14 protein-coding genes are annotated in these 22,139 nt (G+C 46.6%); 2 read left to right on the top strand and 12 right to left on the bottom strand.

Features of this window, described 5'->3' with window-relative positions:
- The 4 genes from OEV42_10575 to OEV42_10590 all read right to left on the bottom strand — a co-directional run.
- Positions 1-5,237 (bottom strand): MG2 domain-containing protein (locus OEV42_10575; GenBank protein MDH3974710.1); only part of this gene is annotated, 5,237 nt, incomplete at its 3' end.
- 184 nt (positions 5,238-5,421) lie between these two features.
- Positions 5,422-5,904 (bottom strand): hypothetical protein, encoded by a 483-nt coding sequence (locus OEV42_10580; protein ID MDH3974711.1) that lies wholly within the window; start codon positions 5,902-5,904, stop codon positions 5,422-5,424.
- A gap of 464 nt (positions 5,905-6,368) precedes the next feature.
- Positions 6,369-8,594: a hypothetical protein gene (locus tag OEV42_10585; protein ID MDH3974712.1), complete on the bottom strand. Its 2,226-nt coding sequence runs from the start codon at positions 8,592-8,594 to the stop codon at positions 6,369-6,371.
- A 408-nt stretch (positions 8,595-9,002) separates the two neighbouring features.
- Positions 9,003-9,566 (bottom strand): hypothetical protein, encoded by a 564-nt coding sequence (locus OEV42_10590; GenBank protein MDH3974713.1) that lies wholly within the window; start codon positions 9,564-9,566, stop codon positions 9,003-9,005.
- Between the two features lie 308 nt (positions 9,567-9,874).
- Between OEV42_10590 and OEV42_10595 the strand changes: the two genes are divergently transcribed.
- On the top strand, positions 9,875-10,765 hold the full coding sequence (locus tag OEV42_10595) for a radical SAM protein (protein MDH3974714.1): 891 nt from the start codon (positions 9,875-9,877) through the stop codon (positions 10,763-10,765).
- A gap of 211 nt (positions 10,766-10,976) precedes the next feature.
- Positions 10,977-12,158 (top strand): TraB/GumN family protein, encoded by a 1,182-nt coding sequence (locus OEV42_10600; GenBank protein ID MDH3974715.1) that lies wholly within the window; start codon positions 10,977-10,979, stop codon positions 12,156-12,158.
- Positions 12,159-12,414: 256 nt separating this feature from the next.
- Here OEV42_10600 and OEV42_10605 read toward each other — a convergent pair whose 3' ends face one another.
- The 8 genes from OEV42_10605 to murG all read right to left on the bottom strand — a co-directional run bounded on the left by OEV42_10605 (position 12,415) and on the right by murG (position 22,138).
- Entirely contained in the window at positions 12,415-14,154 is a 1,740-nt protein-coding gene (locus tag OEV42_10605; protein ID MDH3974716.1) for a radical SAM protein, read from the bottom strand.
- Positions 14,155-14,265: 111 nt separating this feature from the next.
- The gene (ftsZ, locus tag OEV42_10610) at positions 14,266-15,408 is read right to left on the bottom strand and encodes a cell division protein FtsZ (protein ID MDH3974717.1); all 1,143 of its coding nucleotides are present in this window, start codon (positions 15,406-15,408) and stop codon (positions 14,266-14,268) included.
- 53 nt (positions 15,409-15,461) lie between these two features.
- Positions 15,462-16,688, bottom strand: a complete 1,227-nt coding sequence (ftsA, locus tag OEV42_10615; GenBank protein MDH3974718.1) for a cell division protein FtsA — start codon at positions 16,686-16,688, stop codon at positions 15,462-15,464.
- Between the two features lie 177 nt (positions 16,689-16,865).
- Complete coding sequence (locus tag OEV42_10620; protein ID MDH3974719.1) at positions 16,866-17,690, bottom strand: FtsQ-type POTRA domain-containing protein; 825 nt, start codon at positions 17,688-17,690, stop codon at positions 16,866-16,868.
- Between the two features lie 27 nt (positions 17,691-17,717).
- Complete coding sequence (locus OEV42_10625; GenBank protein MDH3974720.1) at positions 17,718-18,692, bottom strand: D-alanine--D-alanine ligase; 975 nt, start codon at positions 18,690-18,692, stop codon at positions 17,718-17,720.
- Positions 18,693-18,712: 20 nt separating this feature from the next.
- A complete protein-coding gene (gene murB / locus OEV42_10630) occupies positions 18,713-19,576 on the bottom strand; it encodes a UDP-N-acetylmuramate dehydrogenase (GenBank protein ID MDH3974721.1) in 864 nt (287 codons plus the stop codon).
- A 38-nt stretch (positions 19,577-19,614) separates the two neighbouring features.
- The gene (gene murC, locus OEV42_10635) at positions 19,615-21,021 is read right to left on the bottom strand and encodes a UDP-N-acetylmuramate--L-alanine ligase (GenBank protein MDH3974722.1); all 1,407 of its coding nucleotides are present in this window, start codon (positions 21,019-21,021) and stop codon (positions 19,615-19,617) included.
- Between the two features lie 34 nt (positions 21,022-21,055).
- Positions 21,056-22,138, bottom strand: a complete 1,083-nt coding sequence (gene murG / locus OEV42_10640) for an undecaprenyldiphospho-muramoylpentapeptide beta-N-acetylglucosaminyltransferase (protein ID MDH3974723.1) — start codon at positions 22,136-22,138, stop codon at positions 21,056-21,058.
- Position 22,139: the final 1 nt, after the last annotated feature.

Consider the following 22,139-nt stretch of genomic DNA (forward strand, 5'->3'; position numbering starts at 1 on the left):
ACTCTAACCTTGACCAGGCTGCCCAAAGGTATGGCCTTTAAATCGACAGGCTTACCATCGAGAGTTTCATATTTTCTGACAAGGGTAAAACCTTTTGCTTTGGCCGAGAGATCGGTCTTTTCAAGCGGGATTTCATAATTTAGCCTTAAAGAGAGATAAGCATTGGGAACATTTCCTTTTACCTCCGCTGTCACCATATCACCCGGCATTAATCCCAACTCCGCGTCTGAATAAGTAATTCTGCGAACCTGCTCATCAGGCGCTTCCATAGTGGATAGCGAAATATTTTTATCTTTCAGGAGAATCGACACATGGGGGATATCTCCCAGGGAACCTCTTCGATGGGAACCGCTTCCCGTTACCTGTGAAATTCCCATAATGCCAAAGACATTTTCCTGCGTATTCCCCCACATCTGCCCTCTCCTCCTGGCAAGAAGGCCTTCCATTAACTTTCCTGTCATTTCCCGGTCAGAATCTGACGATCCAAAGGCAATCAGCGATGCACCGTGGGTCCGCAGCGGGGAATCCATCGACCAGCCCCCTTTTGCCTTCGAATCAAAGTAGGCTTCCTTCGCCGTTTTCTTTGCATTATCTTTAATTGCCTGCAAAATAGGTTGAAGCAGTGACTGATCCCCTCCCTCCATTTCACCTACAGCTATGGCAAGAAAGGAAAACCCGAAACCTGTCAACTTGGAACGATTCTCCCATAAAGCGTTAATATATTGCGGTTGAGGGCGGCCGAGACGTCCCAGGGTCATCACAAAGAGCGCTCTTGTATCTCCGTCAGCTATATTCCCATGAGGGATACTTTCGGTTATTTGACCGGAACGAAGCGCTTGCTCCAGATAGTCTGCCATTCCGGCAAGGGCACTGTCGGGGACGTCATAACCTCTTTCTTTTGCGGCAATAAGGGCCGTCAGGCCAAAGGCCGTGGCAAAAGCATGAGGACTGTCACTTCCCGGCCAATAGGCAAGACCACCCTTTGATGTCTGGAAAGACAGGATTCTTTTGACGCCTGCTTCAGAGAATTTTTTCAAATCCTCCTGGTTAACCTCTACACCAATAACAGGAAGGAGTTCTTTTAGTACGACAAGGGGATAGGCCGTACTTGTCGTCTGTTCGATACAACCGTTGGGGTAGCGCATTAAGTACTGGACGGCGCCCTTCAGTTCAGTCAGTTCCGTGACTGATAATACAAGCTCGCTTTTCGCCGTACCCTTGATGTAATAGTCAGGAAGCTTAAGGCTGACCTTGTTGTCATTGAGCACCTTGACACTCTTTACCTCAGAAACACTCGTTCCGGGACTGATGATTGGAACGGTGTACTCTCCGGCATCACGATGTGATGCTGTGGACGCGATAAATCGTACCTTGGCAGTACCGCTGATTCCTGCTTTAACCCTAAAGGGAATATTGGCCGATTTTCCGGGAGCGACAATTACTTTCGACACATCTTTTTGACTTATGAGCTTAAGTCCTTCAAATTCTGCCTTCAAGGTAATTTCTTCCCGCTTTGATGTATTATTGAAGACCATCGCTTCCACCTGAAGCTCATCTTCGGGATAGATAAATCTCGGTATAACAGGTTGAATCATCAGCGCTTGCTGATTGACAAGCATATGGTCCGATGAGCCGAATCGCATTTTTTTATCGGCAGCAACAACCATGACCCTGTAGGAGGTTAAATTATCAGGCATGGTGAATGTAATCTCTGCCTTTCCGGAAGCATCGGTTTTAAGATCAGGATTCCAGTAAGCCGTACTTTTAAAGAGGTTCCTCAATATGGCTTCCAGGTCACTTCGGGAGGTGAGGTCCACTTCGTCATCATCACCGCCTGGGAAAATCTTTTCTAATCGTTCCCGCCTCGAATGGGGAAGATCAAGCCAGTTTGATCCTGTTCTTACTCCGAGAGCCCTCGGCGCATAGACCGTATCGAGAGGATTGGGCGTCAGATAAGCGGTCATATCCAGTACGGCTTCATCGACAACCATAGCCGTCAATTGGGCCTGAGTTCCCTCATTTGAATAATTCTTAACCTGGATAGGAATGGTTACCTTTTCCCCGGGACTGACATTTGAAATCCTTTTATCGACGAGCACATTAAGGCGCTGCCTCGACGGGTCAACATCGAGCTTTACATAGCCCACTTTAAAGCCGGGAGCGCCCGTTTCAAAGCCCGAGGCATCTTTCATGAAATGCTCACGCCCCCTGACTATAATCGTCGAAATAAATACATTGGGAGCATATTCGGCAAGTATGGGAATCTTTATCTCGGGCGTATTATTGTCTATATTAATGATCCGCGTTTCAATGACACCATTGACCTCTATGGTTACTAATGCGGTAGCCTTTTTATAGGGTGTCTGGGGTATAAGGACGGCCGTATCACCGATCTCGTAGCTTTCCTTGTCTTTAACAATATCTATTTTCTCAATGTCAAAACGGGGCCACGCGGTAGACTCATCACCGGATACAGTCAGATAGGTCGATGTTCTGACCTTATTCCCCTTCGAATCTGTGGCATCGAAATTAAAGCGATAGATTCCCGCTCTTGATGGTGTATAGCTGAACTCCTCCGGTCCGGCACCTGACGTCAGGGATTCTCTCAAGACAGTATCTCCAACCATTCGGTTAAACATCTGGACTTTTGAAGATTGGTACTGCCGTGCCGTACTGTGATACTCTATGTATTCAACCTGAACATCAACGTCGGTATCTCTCATTACTTTCCCGGCAGTATCGACAACCACAAAGGGCATAACCACCTTTGTATTGGAGCGAACAACCTCTCTTGCCGGCGGCTTTACTCCCACGTAAAATCCCGCAGGATGAACGACCCTGCTGAGACGGCTTGAATAAGCTTGCCTGTCAGTGTCGGTGACGACGGCCTCAAAAGTATATTTCATTCTCCCGGCACTCACATGATGAGCCGGAGTAAAGCTTACCGTCTGCTTTCCCTCGGCATTAAGGAGACCTCCATGGGAAAGAAAAATTCCCGTAAGGGTCGCATCTTCCGCACTCTGAAAAACGTAACCGGGAAAGCTGCTTAAATGCAGAGGGGACTGAACTCTTGTCACTTTCCAGTTAAAATCCCTGTTTCCCATCGTTCCGCCATGATAATACCTTGATTCAATATCGACATTAACCGGCTCACCGGGAGTCCACTTCCGGTTTCGATCATCGACAGAAACGACAAAGGTAGGGACACGGTACTCTTCTACCTTGAAGGAACTGGAAATATATGAAGAGCCATTGGATACGATAATGTCATATCGACCAACGGCACTCCCTTCGGGAATCTCAATTTCAAAGTCGGAGGCGCCATATTCATCACGAACCATTTCAGTCTTTAAAATCTCTTTAGATCTGGGATCTCTCACAACGATGTTCATGTTCTTCACATCACCAGAGTAGGTGTAGGTTTTTATATAAACCTTATCTCCAGGCCGGTAGACCCCTCTTTCCGTAAAAATAGAGCCTCGAAGAGGTATATTGTCGTTAACAATACCGGGAAGATTAAACTGCCAGGGGGATGAGAGTTCATCATTCCTTAAAACCATAATGGACTTATCCTTTGCAACGAGATAAAGAGAGTCATCGCCCTTTACGGGAAAGTCGTTACTTTGAGGCGTAATCACGGAAAGTCCATGACTGTCTGTCTGCCCCTCTCCAAGAATATTTCCTCTCAAATCGAAAAGCTCAATGGGTATATTGGGCAAAGCCTCTCCGCTGGAAAAGGAAGCGAGCCACACCAATATCTTGTCCTTTGAAACTTTGGCAGTTATTCCTGTTTCCGATACGTTGACTAAAACCGTCCTCTCAATATCCTTTTTTTCGCTCCCCTTGCCTCTTCCAATAAACTCAAAGCACTTGAATCCTTCCGTAAGCGGTCTGTCAAGCTTAAAGCTATCTGAAGTATTTTCATTCAAGATCCAGTCGGACAAATCCTGACTATAGGCCAGATCACTCTCTGTCAGACCATAGGCCGATGCACGGGTAGGTTTGTGTCTTAATTCCCGGGCCCTGATATAAGCGTTTGCTGAAGAGAAGCTGTAGATCTTCACCTCAACGGTCTCCAGGTTTAAACCTTTAAAAGGGATGGAAATATGCGAAGGTTCAATTGTGACCGGTTTATCAGGAACGGAAAATTCAGGTGGCAGGTCCTGCGCCTGAAAAGCAATATTGACAGCTTCACGCAGCGGATTTCCAAGAAAATCAGAAAAACTATAGGGTAGAGATATATCATATTTTTGACCAGGCTGCAGTTCCAGGTCTATCCTTACATAGTCATCTCTGTAATAAATGATATTTTGTTTTACAGGTTCAGGCTCTATTTTGAATGCCCTTTGAAAATCCTGATAATCAAAAAATGAGGAAAATTTGAGATGAACCTTTGACTTCAGGCTCATCCTGCCTGAGGCGAGCTTCCCATCCCAGGTAGCTTCATCCAGCTGAAAAAGGGATTTATAGACAAGCCCTCTTCTTTCAATTTCAGGTTCAGTGTTATCAGGGTGGCCACGCCAGGAGGGAATGCTTAAAATAATTTCTTCATTATGATTCAAATCTTCATCAATAGTGATGGCAATAACATATTCATCCTCAATATCAAGGTCAAACTTTTCCCCTACATTCGTTGGGCGACTAATGGAATAAGCTATTTTTGTCCAGTCAGCTTTATTTAATTCGATAAAATCTTTAATAAAAAATATATCTGCCGGCTGATCAAAGAGTAAATAATAAGGCCCCTTACCAATGAATTTTTTATATTTCCCGTCTCCAAGGGATGTAATAAACCTGGGAGCACCCATAATGGTATCCCAATTAACGACTTTACCGCCTGCCCTGAACCTGGGCAGACTAAGAGACCGGGTAAAATACTTTGACGAAAACTCTGACCCGAAAAATGGAATGATGGGACTGATGCGAATATCCATATCGGCTCCCCAGCCGAGCTGGTTTGATGTGGGGATAAAGGCAAGATTTTTTGAATCCTTCCATCGGAATTCACCCTTCAGGGGAGGGATGAAGTAAATGCTTGAGATTATTTCACTCTTGATATCATCTATATCCAATCCCGATTCATCAGGAGGAATTACATTTTCACTAAACTTTATTTCGATAGGGTCTTTGATATGATCGATGTCAGGAATCTCTATCTTGAGTTCGCTGTAAGTACCGGACAATTCATCTGCCTGGGGAGAACTCCAGGGCAACAACAATATAATTACCGAAATCATAAAAATATTAAATAAACGTGGAATCATTTGCCCTCCATTTTTTAACTATATTTTGCTGTTAAAGAAAAAGCTTCCAAACCCCGATCATATAATCCGCTTCCTGTTATGCACTGTTTAAAAATACGGCCCGACCTTCCCCGGAGATGGGGGAAAAGGTCAGGCTTTTATGTTTCTGATAAAAAAACTATTGTACATTCACCTGGAAGGATTGAAGCACCACACTTTGCTGCTTGCCTTCATCAAGCTGTTTGAATGAGATGGTCCACTTGCCGGGTCTGTCAAGCTTATATGCAGTCCAGCTTCTGTATCTCACAGAGCCTTTAACTTTCAACTCTCTAACCTTCCAAACCATTCCCATATTTTTGAATTCCACATAAATAGTGTCACTGTCACCCTGTGGCACCAGGAAAGACGCCCATGCTGTTATTTCTTCATTCATGGGAAAGTTGCTTTCATCAACGGGCGTGCCGCAGTTATTTTTCTCAGGGCCTTCCTTTATAACTTCCTTACAGAGTGCCGCTTTAAGAAAAACCGCGCCGCCGCCTTTTCCGGTATAGTAGTAATCAATTACTCTTCTTGCTTCATCAGAGCTTACTTTGGCATAGCCAGGTGAAGCACCTAATACTCCGATTATTAGCGCTGCAAAAACCCATGTTCCTTTTTTCATACCTTCCTCCTCTTTAATATTATTATTTTCCAATAAATTGCTTATACCACAGCACTAACCACTTGTCACGACATATATTGCCAAATGTGCGACATATGTTGCTCTTATACTTTTTTGGGATTGAAGGTTCACCTTTGAAAGGCAGCAAATGAAGCCCCGGCGGCAACCTGCCGTCATAACTTGTTAATTTTGTTGTCTTTCCCGGCTCTAGTACACGACAGGGAAGTGAGGTATGAGTTCATTCTGAAGGATGGTTCCCTTGGCTGCTGACGGCAAGTGCAGGCCGGTTACGCATCACAACTCTTCCAAGGCAAACATTCAAACTGAAAAAATCAAAAAAAAGACCGCCTCAAAAGGCGGTCTTATAGACTTGAAAGCAAACGATTAAGAATTGTATTCCCTAAATTATCCTGCTTTTCCCTGTCTCATTGCCACAGCTTAAGGAATCTTCCAACCTTGCCATGTTAAGGCAATATTAGTATGGGAGATAATGAGTTGAAATTTGTCGTACCATCACCAAGCTGACCATAGCCGTTATATCCCCAGGCCCATAAACTGCCGTCGCTCTGCAGGCCGATCGAATGGAAGCTGCCTGCTGCCACTTCTGCCCAGGCTGTATTAGTTCCAACCTGAACAGGTGTTGGACGGTTGTTTTCCCATGTCCCAAGGCCCAACTGGCCGTAAGTACCATAACCCCAGGCCCACAAAGTCCCGCTGTTCTTAATCGCAATCGTATGGGATGCACCTGCAGATGCCATTTTCCATGTATTGTCCATTCCAACCTGGACAGGCGTGTTCCTGTTTATCGTACTTCCGTCACCAACCTGCCCATGATTGTTAAGACCCCAAGCCCATAAAGTTCCGTCGTTCTTTAGCGCTACGGTATGATAGTTACCACCCCATACTGCTTTCCATGAATCGGCGCCGACTTGAACCGGTGTGAGTCGGAGTATAAACGTTCCATCACCAAGCGCTCCGTGCAGGTTATTTCCCCAGGTCCATAAAGTGTCGTCATTCCTAATGGCAATCGTATGATTGCCACCGGCTGCTACCGCTTTCCAGGTGTAACCGATTCCTACCTGGACGGGTTGCAGGCGGGGTGTAAACCTGGTCCCATTACCAATCTGGCCGGAATAATTATAGCCCCAGGTCCATACAGTCCCGTCACTCTTTAGCGCAACAGAATGATAACTGCCTGCCGCCACATCTTTCCAGGTATCATGAATGCTTTCAACCAGCGCCGGTTCTAATTGATCAGTTGTGCTATTGATTCCTAGCTGCCCGAAAGCATTATAACCCCAGGCATATAAGTTGCCGCTGCTGTCAATAGCGAGAGTATGATAATCTCCGGCAGCTATCGATTGCCAGGCATTACTTCCTATCGGCTCGGGCAAGTTCTTATTGCTCGTGCCGCCATCGCCAAGCTGTCCGTATTGATTGCGCCCCCAGGTCCGTAAAATACCGTCAGCACTTATTAACGCCGTATGATCATAGGCAGCGATAGTATGCGGGCTATCTTCGATAGCCTTGAAATAAGCAATAACATTCAAGGGAGAACTGACTGTAAAAGCACAAACAGGATTCGTACCGCAACCTGCGCCAGACCAATAGTCAAATGCATAATCAGGGTCGTTTGTTGTCGCTGTCAGAACCACAGGTGTTGAGTCTGCATATATGTAACATCCTGCACCGCAGGAATCTCCAGAGGGGGAAACATCAACAGAACCAATGCCGTCACCGGCAAGGCTAACATTTAGTTCATTATCTATGCAGACTAGAGGATCTATAGGATTATTATCTGAATCAGGGCATATCCGGTTCCCGTCAATGCAGGTTTGTTGGCTTTCATGACAATTATCACTGTCCGGCCCATCACAGCTAAGTCCAAACCATAGTTCACCGGAGCCATCGGAGGTTCCGACATTACAATCATTATTTACGTTGTCACATAGTTCCGTAGCTCCGGGATGAATGTAAGCATTATTAGGTTCACAGTCATTGCCGGAGATACAACCAATTGCTCCAAACCGAAAGTAACCATCACCATCAGCATCATCACAGGGGCAGGCCTCCGGAGTTGGACAATATCTAAAACTATAACCTGTTGATGCAATATTAACACCGCTGTCTATCAGAATTGGATTTGTATTCCATCCATAGACATCACTATAACACTGAACACTGTAAATGTCTCTTACATCAACGGTCATTACATTAAGTTGCCCGGGAGTGAGGCCTGCCGTATTCACTGTAACTGACCAGGGTACGCTCGTAAGTAATTCGTCTATCGGCGCAGCCAGACTTTCAGGCCCACCGTTGAAAGATGAACGGACTTGTGCATAAACAGCCCCGTATGCCGGAAATCTCCTGCCCAGCCCATTACCGGAATAAGGCGCACATTCCGGAATACCCACAGTCTCACCGGTAGGCGTATCATCAGAACTTACAAAAGCAGTTCCACTTAATGTTACTGAAGTTGCAACCGTCTCGCCGCCCACAGGAAAACTTGGTGTGCCTGTCAGAAAAATACTTCCTGATGCCCCAAACACCGGAGAGCATGAGAATACAAGTGTTATTATAGTGAGCAAAATCCCTATGGATCTGTTTATAAATGTTTTAGAAACGTCTTTATGCTTTTCTTTGTTAAAACGATAGTTTACCAGCTTTTTTTGTAAATTTCCTTTTTTCATATTTTTCTCCTCCCAATTTTTTGCTTTGAGGGTTTTCAGGATCAATACCAAATAATCTTAATAACATTCCGTACCATAACTTTCATCTATTGACCCAATTCTTTGTCATGCCGAAGTCTATGCCGAAAAACTGCGCGTAAACTGCGTTTTCCTGATTGACATTTCAGTCAATTTTATTTTAAACAAGACAATATTAGGGCCACTCCATCCTGTCTACAGGAAACATCTGCGCTTTACAGGACATTACTGTCATCTACTGGACAATACTGACCTTTAGTGGAATACCATGACATTTCAGGTGTTTTTTTGGGTGGATGTAGTCATGAGAATTGACGTTTAAGGGGTTATTATGGGAGGGACTTTTTCAGGGGCAAAGGGGTTGGTGCAAGTTAACCTACTATTGTACAATTACCATTCTATATTTTCAATGGTGATCGACTTTTTGTTCTCTTTAACGATGCGTATTTTTGAATTCAATACGTCTATATGCCAGTCATTATACTTTGATATTTGTTTTATTTTTTTTGTATTTTCCGCGCTTTTGCTTGTAAGCCACAGTGAATAAGTCTCAGTTTCCTCATTATAGGTTTCGATGAGAATTTTCTGTTTCAAATCCCTCTTCTTGACCCCAACGTTGTTTTTTATGGAAGCGCTGTCTTGATCGTTAAAAATAACGGCATTCCATTTCCCGTCAAAGTTCGTTTCATAAAGAACAGAAACGATCTTGTCTTTATTATTTCCGTTGAATACATATACCCCTTTCTCTTCAGCAGGGAAATAAATGTAAATATCCGTGGTTTTAGTGTTGTCACCTTCAAGAAAACCGCCTTTCTCCGTTGTTTTTATTGATTTTAGATAGTAGCCTGTATCCCGGTCATATTCACTCAGGGTCAAACTGTAGCTATACCCTAATCCTGCATAGACATCTGGACTCCAAAGGAAAATCAATAATATAATTAAACGTTTTTTCATATTATTCTCCTGCACAATAATTGAAATCAGCGGGCTTCATATAGAAAACACATAAAATCTGTTTCCACAAGTCCTTCCAATCCTTTCTTCGATATTGTTTCTATTAGCTCATTAAATATGGTACCTTTTTCCTGGTGGATCATTTCTCTTCCTCCTGTCATTCGTTTTGCCGAACTATTTCAGGAGTCCTGATTTTATCCACCGCTTTCAACCTTTAAATTCAATTTACAGAAAAAAATGTTACACTAACTTTTTGGATAAAGCAATAAATCAGGAGTGGCCTGCATAAACCATTCAAAAAAGCAAAAATGTTCTCAACACCCATCAACTACAATTACCCCCTTTTCAGACCTCCCAGCGAAGCAAGGTCCCTCATATTGCAGGTGACTCTCGGCTGTTCATGGAACCGGTGTGCCTTCTGCGAAATGTACCGGTCAAAGGAATTCTCCATTCGGGATGAGAAAGCAATCTTTAATGAAATAGAGAAGGTTGCCCAAATTGAGCCTCACACAAGAAGGGTCTTTCTTGCCGACGGTGACGCCATGATGCTGCCTACGGAGAGTCTTTTAAGGGTACTCGATAAAATCAGGGGCGCTTTTCCAGGGGTTCAACGCATTTCCTCCTATGCCCTGCCGCGAAACCTGCTGAAAAAATCTGCCTCTCAATTGAAGGAACTCCACGAGGCAGGCCTTAAGCTGCTCTATGTGGGAATTGAGTCCGGTGACGATGAAGTGCTCAAGCGTATCAAAAAGGGAGAGACAGCGGAGACGACAATCAAGGGGCTACTCATGGCCAAAGCGGCAGACATTAAAAGTTCAGTCATTATCATCAACGGTCTTGGCGGCGCCAAATTGTCAGAACAACATGCTCTCGGTTCTGCCGGGGTACTCAATGCCACTCAACCTGAATACGCCTCTACCCTCGTCATCAGTTTCCCTCATGGCAGGGAGCGCTTTGTCCAGGCTTTCGGCAATGATTACGTTCATATGAGTCAGCGCCGGCTTTTCGAGGAAATGAGGATTTTTATAGAGGCCACCACCCTTGAATGCACTGTTTTCAGAAGTGATCATGCGTCCAACTATCTTTCATTGAAGGGTATTCTTGGCCGTGACAAAACCGCGCTCCTTGATCAGATTGCCTATGCCATTGCCCATCCTGAAGAAGCCGGGCTCAGGGAAGAGTGGCAGAGGGGGTTATGAAGTGCCTAAAGTGAGCTTAAGTTAAAAAAACTTTAGGCACTTTCAACTTTAGGCACTTTTTTTACTACCTCTCCTCATAAAGAAAGGTGGAATATTTTATTTCTTGGTGCATCAAAAATAAGAATTATGCTAATATAAAAAGTTGGCGAGTTTATCCTTAATTAACTCGCCACATTTTTCATTTTTCATGACATTTAGCAGGAACGGACCTATGACAGGAGCAGCAGAAAATATTCTCCCCGCCAGCGTAACAAGGCTACAGCTCGGGGAGAAGGAAATATACCTCATCGGCACGGCCCACGTCTCAAAGGAGAGTGTGAAAGACGTGCAAAAGACCGTCGAAGAGGTTGATCCCGATACTATCTGTATCGAACTTTGTGAGGCGAGGCACAGGGCGATTGTAGACAGGGACAACTGGAAGAAGATGAACATCTTCAAGGTCATAAAAGAGAAGAAATCACTTTTCTTGCTTGCCCAACTCATTATGGCCTCCTTTTATCGCCGTATGGGTGAAAAGATGGACGTTCAGCCCGGTGCCGAGATGATTGAAGGCATCAAACTGGCCGATTCGCTGCACAAGGAACTGATCCTGGCCGACCGTAACATTGAAATAACGCTCAAGCGCGTTTGGGGCCATCTGACTTTCTGGCACAAGATAAAGATGATAGGCCAGATGATGATGAGCCTCTTCATTGACGAAAAGATTGATGAAAAGATGATTGAAGAGATCAAAAACCAGGACCAGCTTGAACATATTATGGAGACCTTTGCCGAGGAGTTTCCCGAAATTAAAAAACGGCTTATTGACGAAAGAGACATCTATCTTGCTCAAAAGGTACGTAAGGCACCGGGCAAAAAGATTGTTGCCATTGTCGGCGCAGGCCATGTATCGGGAATGAAAACCTATATAAATGAAGATATCCCCCTGGAACCGATCATGGAGATACCTCCCAAATCGATCATTCCATCCATTCTTAAATGGGCAATCCCTGCGATTATCGTCATTCTCATTGGTGTCGGAGCTATGCAGGGCGGGGCCGAACAATCGATGGATTCCATCTACATCTGGGTACTCGTTAACGGCGTCCTTGCAGCCGTTGGCGCAGCGCTTGCCTTTGCTCACCCCATTGCCATCGTCACGGCTTTCCTTTCAGCCCCGCTGGCGAGCCTGAACCCCATGGTAGCCACAGGTTGGGTAACGGGACTTGTTCAGGCGGGAGTCAAAAAACCGACCGTTGCCGACCTTGAAGACCTGCCGAGAGCAACGTCATCTTTTAAAGGCTTCTGGCTAAATCCCGTCAGCAGGATACTTCTTGTGGTAGCGCTTGCCAATCTGGGGAGTACGCTGGGGACGTTTATTGCAGGGAGCTGGATTGCGATGAAGGTTCTGTAGGCTTTCTCTCGGGAAAAATCAAGTGCAAATTGTTTCCCAAAGACACATAGAAAAAAATAGATAACCTTAGGCGTTCTTTACACATATCTGTCATTTCGAGCGCGCCCGAACAAAGTGACAAGTGCCCTTGGGGTGTAGGGAGAAATCTTTAAGATTCCTTACATGCCTTCGACATGGCAATGGGACTTAAACTGTTACGGATTAATAGATTTTTCCTTTGGGCTTTTTCACTCTTTGCGTCCTTTACGCGAAACCACTAGCAAACGCCACACCTGACACAAGCCCCAATGTTACAAGGCGGCGTCACCTTACCTGCAAGCCCCCGTTCATATTCCTTCCATAGATAATCCTTTTTGAGCCCTATATCAAGCACATCCCAGGGAAAAAGCTCTTCCCTGCAACGCGCCCTTGCCGTATAAAAGGCAGGATCAATGCCTGTATCGCGAATGGCCTTTTTCCAGTTGCCTTCATTCTTATGAACTTCCAGAAGAAGGTCTGAAAGTCTGCGGTCACCGCGGCTCAGCAATCCCTGGATATGGGCCCACCTCGGCAAATCACTGATCATTTTGATATTGGGTTCTCTGCCTAAAGCCTTCTTTATTTGCCTGAGTTTTTCTTTCAGTATTTTTTCATCCTCCATGGGGCGCCACTGGAAAGGAGTAAAGGGCTTGGGCACAAAGCAATTAACGCTGAGCGTAATATTTCCCACCTTTTTATGGACCTTGCTCTCTTCAATAAACCGGTTACGGCATCGGATGGTTATATCGATAATGCCGTCAATATCTGCCGCTTCCTCAGTGGGCAGACCGATCATAAAGTAAAACCTGATATTAGGAATGCCTACCTTGCCAAGAAGGGCCACAGCATTTAGGATATCAGCATCGGACAGGCCCTTGTTAATAACTTCTCTCATGCGCTCTGTTCCTGCTTCAGGCGCAATGGTAACGGTTTTGAGCTTTCCCTTTTTTATGTGCGAGAGATATCCCTCTTCAAGGGCATCGGCCCTTACGGCAGAAAGGGAACTCCGGCCGCCCGATTCATGGATGGCCCGGCATATTCCCTCAATGTCGGGGTGATCGGCGAGAGAGGGACTGATAAGGCCAATTCGCTTGCCTTCGGCTATTCCCTCTTCAAATTCAGAGGCAAGCCTATCCGTTTTTCTCTCTCTCGGCGGCAGGTTGATAAATCCGGCGGCACAGAAACGGCAGCCCCGCCCGCAGCCTCTCCCTACTTCAACAAGGTACATGTCACCAAATTCGGTATCTTCCGTAAGAACAGAAGAACCGCCGCGACTGACTTGAAGCGCTTCCTCTTCGAGCCATGCGCGGCTCACCCTTTCAGGAACACCGGCTGAAGCCTTGTAAGCTAAAACCCTTCCATCATCATGGTAAACAACGTCATACAAAGAAGGCACATAGATGCTTTTTATTTGCGAGAGAGACTTTAGGCGTTTTCTGCGCGGAAGCTCTCTTGATTTTTTAAATGCTTCCATGAAGGGTGCAATAATGACCTCCCCCTCGCCAACAGCAAAAAGGTCGATAAAATCAGCCACTGGTTCCGGGTTGAGATGGGATGTTACGCCACCTGCAATGATGAGGGGATCTTCTTCCCCCCTGTCAGCAGATTTAAGAGGAATTTTTGATCGAAAAAGTATTTCAAGGATATGGGGGAAATCATTTTCAAAGGGAACGGAAAAAGCAATAATATCAAAATCGGTCAGGGGCCTGTCACTTTCCAGTGATGTCAGCCGCCTTCCGGACCTCTCAAATTGGGGCCTCTCCTCCCTGTCGGGGAGGAAGGCCCTTTCACAAAGAACATCGTCTCTCTCATTGAGCAACCGGTAGACCAACTGAAAACCGAGGTTGGACATTGCGACGGAGTAGGTATTGGGGTAGACAAGGGCGATGGAGGAGGTGTCAAGTCCCCATGCTTTACGCACCGTACCGATTTCCTTCGCCAGGCGGTCTTTCCGCTTCGCTGCTAGATTAGGAGACATTCATATTTTAAAATAGTCATATAATCACTTAAACATAACAGATAAAAAACAGACCGAAAGCAACTCCCGTCTCAATCATAATTTATCTGTCAAATTGAGCATCAAATAATCTTAGTCCGCCTGCTTTCTCAAAAAGGTCGGTATATCATACTCATCTTCATTCACTTCACCGAAGACGGATCCCGTACCGGTTTGCCTTACATCGATTCCTTCAGGCTTTTTGTCTCTCCTTAAATAAGCGGGAAGGTCCCTGTTTTCATTCCTCACCACACTAACACCACCTCTTTCATTTATCTCACCTTTACCAAACCCTGTGGCAATAACCATAACTCTTAAGTCTTCACCCATACTTTCATCAATTATCACACCGGAAATAATTCTCGCCTCTTCATGGGCCTTTTCCTGGATGAGTACGTTTGCCTCTTCGATTTCATGCATAGTGAGCGATGGACCGGCCGTAATGTTAACGAGCACGCCTCTGGCGCCATTAATATCAACTTCATCAAGCAGGGGAGAAGAAATGGCAAGCTGTGCCGCTTCAAGCGCCCTGCTCTCGCCGGTAGCAATGCCCGCACCCATAAGGGCCATCCCCTTTTCAGACATGATGGTCTTAACATCGGCAAAGTCAACGTTAATGAAACCATGGTTTGTGATGAGATCCGAAACCCCTTTGACGGCATAAAGCAAAACGTCATCAGCTCTCTTGAAGGCATCGAGCATGGACGTGCTCTTGCTGGAAATACTGAGAAGCTTCTGGTTGGGAATGGTAATAAGCGTATCGACAACCTTCTTCAGTTCCCTGATTCCCGCTTCAGCCTGTTTGGATCTCTGGCTGCCTTCAAAGGAGAAAGGCTTGGTGACGACACCAATGGTAAGCGCTCCCACCTCTTTTGCAACCTCGGCAATAACAGGCGCTGCGCCCGTGCCGGTTCCTCCACCCATACCGGCCGTAATGAAAACCATGTCGGAACCGGAAAAAACTTCCTTGAGCTGCTCCTTGTTTTCCATGGTTGCATCCCTGCCGACATCAGGGTTTGCCCCTGCGCCAAGTCCTTTGGTGAGTTCAGATCCAAGCTGGATCTTCAAGGGCGCTACACTGGCTGCCAATGCTTGCGCATCCGTATTGGCAACCATAAAATCAACACCTTCCAGACTCGACTTGATCATGGTGTTGATGGCATTTCCACCACCTCCACCGACTCCGATGACCTTTATCTTGGCCATACTTTCATTACCTCCTATAAACTCAAACATTTGACACCTCCTCTTATTATTAAGGTTTGACCTATACTCTCTGACAATTGACTTTAAAAATATTCGTTAAACCAGTCTTTCATTCTTCTGGTAACCTTGGCAAAAACATTTTCGTCTCCCATCTTGAAACGACTCTTGCCCGGCTCCTTGTTTCCATGGAGCACCAGACCCACGCCGGTTGCATAAATAGGACTGTTAACGACGTCTACAAGCCCACCAATACCGGCAGGGTCGCCACGCCTTACAGGGAGGTTAAAAATCTGCTCTCCCAGTTCAGGCATTCCTTCCATTAATGCCGATCCGCCGGTAATGACAATCCCCGACGCGAGAATATCTTCATAACCGGACCGGATAATTTCATTTCTAACAAGGGTAAAAATTTCTTCTACCCTCGGTTCAATGATATCGGCAAGCAACTGCCGTGAAAGGGTTCTCGGTTTTCTGCCCCCCATACTGGGCACACTGATCGTTTCATCCTTACCGACAAGTGATGACAGGGCGCAGCCATATTTCTTCTTGATTTTCTCGGCCTCATCGGTGGGGGTCCTTAGCCCGATAGCGATATCATTGGTAAGATGATCGCCTCCGATAGAAAGAACGGCCGTATGTCTGATACTCCCTTCGACAAAGATGGCGATATCCGACGTGCCGCCACCAATATCGACAATGGCAACACCCAGTTCCTTTTCATCAGCGCTGAGCACCGCTTCTGCCGAAGCGAGTTGCTCCAGGATGATGTCATTCACATCGAGTCCCCCCTGGTTTGCGCATTTGACAATGTTTTGGGCCGACGTTGCGGCGCCTGTTACGATATGCACCTTCGCTTCGAGCCTCACACCGGACATGCCGATAGGCTGACGGATTCCGTCCTGGTCATCGATAATAAATTCCTGGGGCAGGATGTGGAGCACCTCCCTGTCCATCGGAATGGCAACGGCCCTTGCCGCGTCGATAACCCTTTTTACGTCCGTCTCTTTTACCTCACTGTCTTTTACGGCAATCACACCATGACTGTTGAGTCCCTTTATATGCCCCCCTGCAATGCCTGCATAGACCGAACTGATACCGCATCCAGCCATCAATTCAGCTTCTTCAACGGCCTTTTTGATAGATGCAACGGTACTTTCAATATTGACGACGACACCTTTTCTGAGGCCCTTTGACGGATGAGAACCTATGCCGATAATATCTATTCCCTCTGCCGTAATCTCTCCCACAATGCAGCAGATCTTGGTTGTCCCTATATCGAGCCCTACAATGAGATTTTCCTGCTTTCCCATCCCAATCACCTCCTTCTGGTCGTTTTACAGTAATATAACTTCATATTTATGACCTTCCTGAAAACTTCCTAAAATACTTAATCTCCATAAACCGGCCTCATTTCAGCGCCCCCTGATGGGTAAAGTACCTTTCCGGATGAAAACAAAGTTTCATTTATTATAGTTTCTGGATGGAAACTAAATAGCCACCTTGACAAATACCCTGTCATCGAAGTCGGCGGCTATTTCCTTTGCCTTTATCCCTTTTCGTCCCAAATCGGCCAGCACTTTTTCCGCCCTCACAAGCCTGCTTTCAAAGCCTTCTCCGCCGAGATGAAGGGGGATCCCCACACCAACGGCGTAGACCGTTAATCCGCCGTCCTCCTCAAGAACCAGCTCGGAGAGATTTTTCAGGGAAACAGTACCTCTTCTCTCTTTCAGAAGGGAAAGAAATTCAAGGCCCCTGCTGATAGACTCAAAGGATTTCTTATCCCCTTCAAGGAGTCTCTCCTTTTTAATGCCTCTCATAACGGGATAGTCCCATCCTGATTTATAATCGGCCTCGGCAAAAATATAACCTTCATTATCAACGTAGTAAAAACCCTCCAGGTTGATCATTGCCACAGGCGCCCTCTCTAAAACAATGATTTTTAGGGAATGGGGAAACTGCCTCTCCAGTTTAACCGCTTTCATCCAGGGCAGGGCTTCCAGCTTTTTGCCTGCATTTGCAAGATCAAAGGTAAAAATATTTCTTTTTTTATTAAGGCCTGCCGCCCTTAAAAGCGTGTTACGGTTTATCTTGTCATTCCCTTCGATAAAGACCTCAGAAATGGCAAAGTAATCCGCCGTCGAGAGAAAGAGCCAACTGTAGTGCAGCCCCGCCGAAAGGGCAATGATCACTGCCAGGGTAAGCGCCACGGAACCACACTTTTTAAGAAAAGTCTTTATATTAAAAGTACGGGCCTTCTTCTTTCTTTCCTTCTTGGCAGCCTTTCGCTTCTTTTTTTCGCTAAAATCTTTCATCGTTTTTTAATAGAGATCCGTCCTTTACTAAAAACTGCACTCATCCTTAACTTCAAGGTTACTCACATCATCTGCAACAGTTTTATCATCCAGGGCTGCCCCTTCTATCATCTTTTCGACAAGGGCGACAAAGCTCAGGCCCGCTTCTCCGGCAGCCATAGGAAGCAATGAAGTCTGCGTCATACCCGGTATGGTATTAATCTCCAGTACATAGGGTGTGCCCTCTTCAGAGATGATGATATCGACCCTGGCAGCGCCGCGGCATTCAAAAAGTTCATACACCTGGCGGGCAATGTGATTAATCTTCTTTGCAACCCTGTCATCAAGTTCGGCAGGGACCTTGTATTCAGTCATCCCCTTTGTATATTTAGACTCAAAATCGTAAAAACCTTTTTTGGGAACGACCTCGACAATGGGGTAAATCTCACTGTCCATAACACTGACCGTCACTTCCCGCCCTTCGATAAATTTCTCGACCAGAATCTTCGGCCCATAGCTGAAAGCCTCTTTCATGGCAGGCTTCAGACCTTCCACCTTTTCAACCTTTACAATGCCGATTGTCGAACCTTCAGCGACAGGCTTGACGATGACAGGATATTCCATGCCGGTCTGAATTTCCCCATGGAGATCAAGAGGCGCCGAAAACACCTGAAAAGGGGCCGTTGGAATACCTCTTGAGTCCATGATCATCTTTGAAAAGGCCTTATCCATCGTCGTCGCGCTGGCAAGCACACCGGAACCGGTGTAGGGGATTTTCATCACTTCCAGCAGGCCCTGTATAGAACCGTCTTCACCGGTCTTGCCGTGAAGGGCGATAAATGCCCGTTCAAAAACGCCCGGCCTCAATTGATCAAGGCTATTGCTTATATCAACAGCCCTGGCGTCATAGCCGCCGGATTGAAGGGCGGCCAGAACGGCAGAACCGCTTTTGAGCGATATTTCCCTCTCTGACGAGCTTCCACCCATTAAAACGGCTATTTTCCCTTTTTTTCTACTTTTCATGTCCATCAATTCCTGTAAAACTAATCCTCTCCAATAATCTTCACTTCCGTCTCCAGAAGAATGCCGCTATCATCATAGACCCGCTTTTTTGCAATCGCTATCAGTTCAAGGATGTGAGCAGCCTTTGCGCCACCACAGTTTTCAATAAAGTTTGCATGCTTTTCCGATATCCTGGCATTGCCTGCCCTAAAGCCCTTGAGCCCGGCCGCTTCAATGAGCCGCCCCGCATAATCACCGCCGGGATTCTTAAAGACGGAACCGGCCGTCGCTTTGCCAAGAGGCTGCCTGCTCCCCCGCTGAAGGGCATACTTCCTGATTCTTTCCCTGATCTCGCTTTCATCCCCCCTGGTCAGGGCAAAGGTGCACCCTGTAATAACGTGGCCTTCCTCAAAATCAAGATTGCGGTAAGAAAAGGAGAGATCCTCTCTCATTACACTTATTTCCTCTCCCTCCCTGTTCATCAAGGTCACGCTTTCGATGACGTCCTTCATCTCTTTTCCAAAAGCCCCTGCATTCATTCTTACGGCGCCTCCCACCGTACCGGGAATGCCTGAAAGAAATTCCATCCCTTCCAGTCCCTCCCCGGCCGCTCGCGCCACAGCAGCCGCCAGGGTTGCCCCTGCCCCCGCCTGCAGCCTGTTGTCACTGAGGAGGTTTATTTCCCTCAATCCTTTTGATAGGTTGATCACAACCCCTCTTATTCCCCCGTCCTTCACAAGGAGATTAGAACCGAGCCCCAGCACAAAGCAGGGTGCAGCGCTTTGCTTCACGGTGAGAAAGGTCTCCTTCAAGTCCACCCTGTCCAGGGGATAGGCAACAATATCTGCCGGTCCTCCAACCTTAAAAGTGGTATGTTCTTTCATGGGCACATCTCTTTCGACCATTCCTTTTATCCTGCAACCAAGCATTTGGGCAATACGCTCTATAGGCCGGTACCGTTCGTTATTTTCATGGAATCACTCCCCTCAAGTTCATCGAGAAAACGCTCACCCGCTTCCCAGATATTTCCCGCCCCCATGGTAATAACCATATCGCCCTCAAGGGCTTTTTCATGAAGAAGCGCGGGAATGTCCATCCTGTCGGCCACAAAACTTACATCCCGGTGACCATGTCTTTCTATCTCTTCAAAAAGCTTCATCCCTGTTATTCCTTCAACAGGCTGCTCACCGGCAGCATATATTTCCGTCAGGATAAGTGCATCGGCATCATTAAAGGCAGTCACAAAATCATTGAAGAGGTCCCGCGTTCTCGAATACCTGTGGGGCTGAAAAACGACAATGACCCTTCTCTCCCACCCTCCTTTGGCAGCAGACAAGGTGGCTCTTATCTCTTCAGGATGATGCCCGTAGTCGTCAACAACCATAATTCCCTCTGCCTCACCTTTGACCTGGAACCTGCGCTGTACACCGCCGAAGCCCTCGATGCCGCTCTTGACCGCTTCAAAAGGGATATCCATCTCCATGGCAACAGCAATGGCTGCCATGGCATTATAAACGTTATGGAGTCCCGGCATTCCTATTTCAATCCTTCCGAGCATGTCTCCTTTGAAATTAAGGCCGAATGAGGCCCTCATGCCCTCAAAGGCTATGTCACAGGCCTGGAGATCGGCCTGCGGTGTAATGCCGTAAGTAATGAACCGCTTCTTTATCCTCGATAAAAGGAGTTGAATATTCTTGTTGTCCATGCAAAGCACGGCAAGACCGTAAAATGGCACCTTGTTGATAAAATCAAGAAAGGACTGAAGCATTTTATCGACATCACCATAATGATCGAGGTGCTCGGGATCAATATTGGTAACGATAGATACGATGGGTGATAAATAAAGAAATGAACCGTCACTTTCATCAGCCTCGGCAACAAGATAATTGCCCTGGCCAAGCTTGGCGTTACTCTTGATACTGTCCAGCTTGCCGCCAATAACAACGGTCGGATCGATACCTGCCGCCGAAAGTACGGTGGCAAGCATAGAGGTAGTCGTCGTCTTGCCATGGGTCCCTGCAACGGCAATACCTTTTTTAAGGCGCATTAGTTCGGCCAGCATTTCCGCACGCGGTATAACGGGAATGAGTCTTCTATGGGCCTCGACTACTTCGGGGTTATCAGCCTTGACGGCAGAAGAGGTGACAACAACATCAACGTCCTTCAGATTCTCTTCACTATGGCCGTAATAGATGGCGCCGCCGAAAGAGTGCAGCCTTTTTGTCGTATCGCTCTCTCTAAGGTCTGAACCACTTACACTGAAACCGAGGTTGATAAGTACCTCGGCAATACCACTCATTCCTATACCACCAATTCCCACAAAATAAATATGCTGTATTTTACCGAACAATTATGCCTCCTTATGCCCCGGGAATTTATCCCTGTCAGGCGGCAACAAGCCTGGAAAGCTCATCACAGATTTTTTGGGCCGCATCGCCTCCGGCAAGCCCCTTTGCTTTTTTTCCCATATGCCCCAGCTTTTCCCTCATATTAAAGAGGGCATTTACCTCATGAGCAACCCTTTCAGCCGTCAGGTCCGAATCGGGAACCATGATAGCGGCACCTTTATTAACGATGGCTTGGGCATTTACCCGCTGGTGATCATCAGCTGCATGGGGATAGGGGACAAGGATGGAAGCCTTGCCTGCTGCAAGAAGTTCCGTTATCGTTGTAGCCCCGGCCCTGCAAAGAACGAGATCGGCCTCTTTATAGGCCCTTCCCATATCCTTGATAAAGGGCTCGATGCGAGCCTCCATTTCCCCTTCGTTATAGGCCTTTTTTACCATTTCAAGGTCCTCATGACCTGTCTGATGAATTATTCTTAAGCCTTTCAAATGGGCCAGTTTCTTATCTTTAACCGCTTTCGACAGGGCTTCATTGATCCTTTTTGCCCCCCGGCTTCCGCCAAAAACAAGGAGGGTGAATCTTTCCTTTTCATGAACCTTCCCTTCCTCCTTAAAGGCGTCGAGGACGGCTTTCCTTACGGGATTACCTGTAACGACCACTCTGCTTCCCGGAAAGAAACGCTCCGATTCAGCATAGGATAAAAATATCTTACCCGCCATTTTCCCAAGGAGCCTGTTCGTCAATCCCGGCATGGCGTTCTGCTCATGGATAGCCGTTCTGATCCCTGCAATGCGTCCCGCCAGCATGACCGGGGCCGAAGCATAACCACCAACGCCGAGAATAATGGCCGGTCTGAAGGAGCGGATAATGGTCAGGGACTGCAATGTGCCGTAAAAGGTTTTTAACAGCGCTCTCATCTTTGCGACAAGCCCCCTTCCTTTTACCCCTTCAGCCGCCACAAAGCGAAGGGGCCAGCCTTCTTCGGGAAGCACTTTTCCTTCAATCCCCCTTGCCGTTCCAACAAAAAGGATGTCATTTTCAGAGGACCTTCGCTTCATCTCTTCCGCTACAGCTATGGCAGGGAAAAGATGGCCACCTGTCCCTCCTCCTGCAATAATCATC

The sequence above is a fragment of the Deltaproteobacteria bacterium genome, from assembly GCA_029860075.1.
Taxonomy (GTDB): Bacteria; Desulfobacterota; JADFVX01; order JADFVX01; family JADFVX01; genus JAOUBX01.